The sequence below is a fragment of the Chromohalobacter sp. 296-RDG genome (assembly GCF_029889885.1).
Taxonomy (GTDB): domain Bacteria; phylum Pseudomonadota; class Gammaproteobacteria; order Pseudomonadales; family Halomonadaceae; genus Chromohalobacter.
The window spans coordinates 1-1519 of sequence record NZ_JARANY010000190.1 but is presented as its reverse complement, the minus strand read 5'-3'; the positions used below and the strand labels follow the sequence as shown (position 1 = coordinate 1519).

Genomic DNA, 1519 nt, shown 5'->3' with positions numbered 1-1519 from the left:
GCTGGGCTTGATGGCGTCGCCGGCGATCTTGGCCACGGCGCGGCCGGCTTCCTCGCTGCCGGTCAGCGTGACGCCGCAGACGAGCGGGTCGTGAACGATGCCTTCGACCTTGTCGGAACCGATCGGCAGCCAGGTGAAGGTGCCTTCCTTGAAGCCAGCATCATGAAACAGCTTGGTGATGTACTTGGCACAACCCGGCACGTTGGAGGCGTGCTTGAGCAGGCAGACGTTACCGCCCGCCAGATTGGGCGCGGCGAAACGCACCACCTGATAAAGAGGATAGTTCCACGGCATCACGCCGAGCACGGCGCCCATCGGATCGTGGACGATCTCGGCCTTCTGCGCGCCTTCTACCTGGCGTGGCTGGGGCTTGAGCAGGGATTCCAGATTGTCGGCGTAGAAACGCACGATGGCCGAGGAAATTTGCGTCTCGGCAATCCCCTGGTGGAAGGGTTTGCCCATTTCATGGGCGATGATCTCGGCCATTTCGCGCTGATGCTGATCGATCAAATCGGCCAGTGTGGTGAGCCGTTGGCGACGGTCGGCCAACGGCAGGTGACGGAATTCGGCATAGCCCGCACGGGCTTGGTCGAGCTTTTCAGCCAACTGGGCATCGTCGAGCATGTCGTGCTCGCCGAGGACTTGATCGTTGGCGGGATTGACGGCGGTGAGGGTCTGGCGGCTCATATCATCCTCCTTAACGAGATCGTCGATGACGAATCTTCCCGAGGCAGTCTTCCTGATTGCCTCACCATTTGTCTTGGCGATGCTGAAGGAGAGAATCAAGGGGGCGACATGATCCTGGCGGCCATGTCGCCAGACGCCTCAGTCGAGCAAGGTGCGGGCCGTGTCGATCACGTTCTCGACGGTGAATCCGAAGTGGCGGAAAAGGTCCTCGGCCTTGCCCGATTCCCCGTAGCCGGTCATGCCGATCACGCTGCCGCGAGGGCCGACGTACTTGCGCCAATAGTCGGGATGCGAGGCTTCGATGGCGAGGCGACGTGTCACCGCAGGCGGTAACACCGTCTCCTGGTAATCGGCGTCTTGGGCATCGAAGGCGCTGGCGCAGGGCATCGAGACGACGCGGACCTGCCGCCCCTGATCGTTGAGCTGGGTGGCGGCGTCCATGGCCAGGCCTACTTCCGAACCGGTGGCGATGAGGATCAGCTCGGGCGTGGCGTCGCAATCCTTGAGCACATAGCCGCCACGTTCGATAGCGGCGAGCTGCGCGACATCGCGTGCTTGCCCGGGGAGGCCCTGGCGCGAGAAGACCAGGGCCGTGGGGCCGTCCTGGCGCTTGAGCGCCGCCAGCCAGGCCACGCTGGTTTCGGTGGCGTCGCAGGGGCGCCACGTTGCCAGGTTGGGTGTGATGCGTAGCGCATTGAGCTGTTCGATGGGCTGGTGCGTAGGGCCATCTTCGCCCAGGCCGATGGAGTCGTGGGTGTAGACGAAGATCACCTGGCGCCGCGCGATGGCGGCCATGCGCACGGCGTTGTGCATGTACTCCATGAAGGTGAGG

The 1519-nt window shown here is 63.5% G+C and carries 2 protein-coding genes; both read right to left on the bottom strand.

Annotated features, from left to right (window positions below; all coding sequences use genetic code 11):
* Positions 1-687: aldehyde dehydrogenase family protein (locus OP495_RS18865; protein ID WP_280571102.1), on the bottom strand; the 687-nt coding region annotated here is incomplete at its 3' end.
* A gap of 138 nt (positions 688-825) precedes the next feature.
* Positions 826-1519: transketolase C-terminal domain-containing protein (locus OP495_RS18860; RefSeq protein ID WP_280571100.1), on the bottom strand; the 694-nt coding region annotated here is incomplete at its 5' end.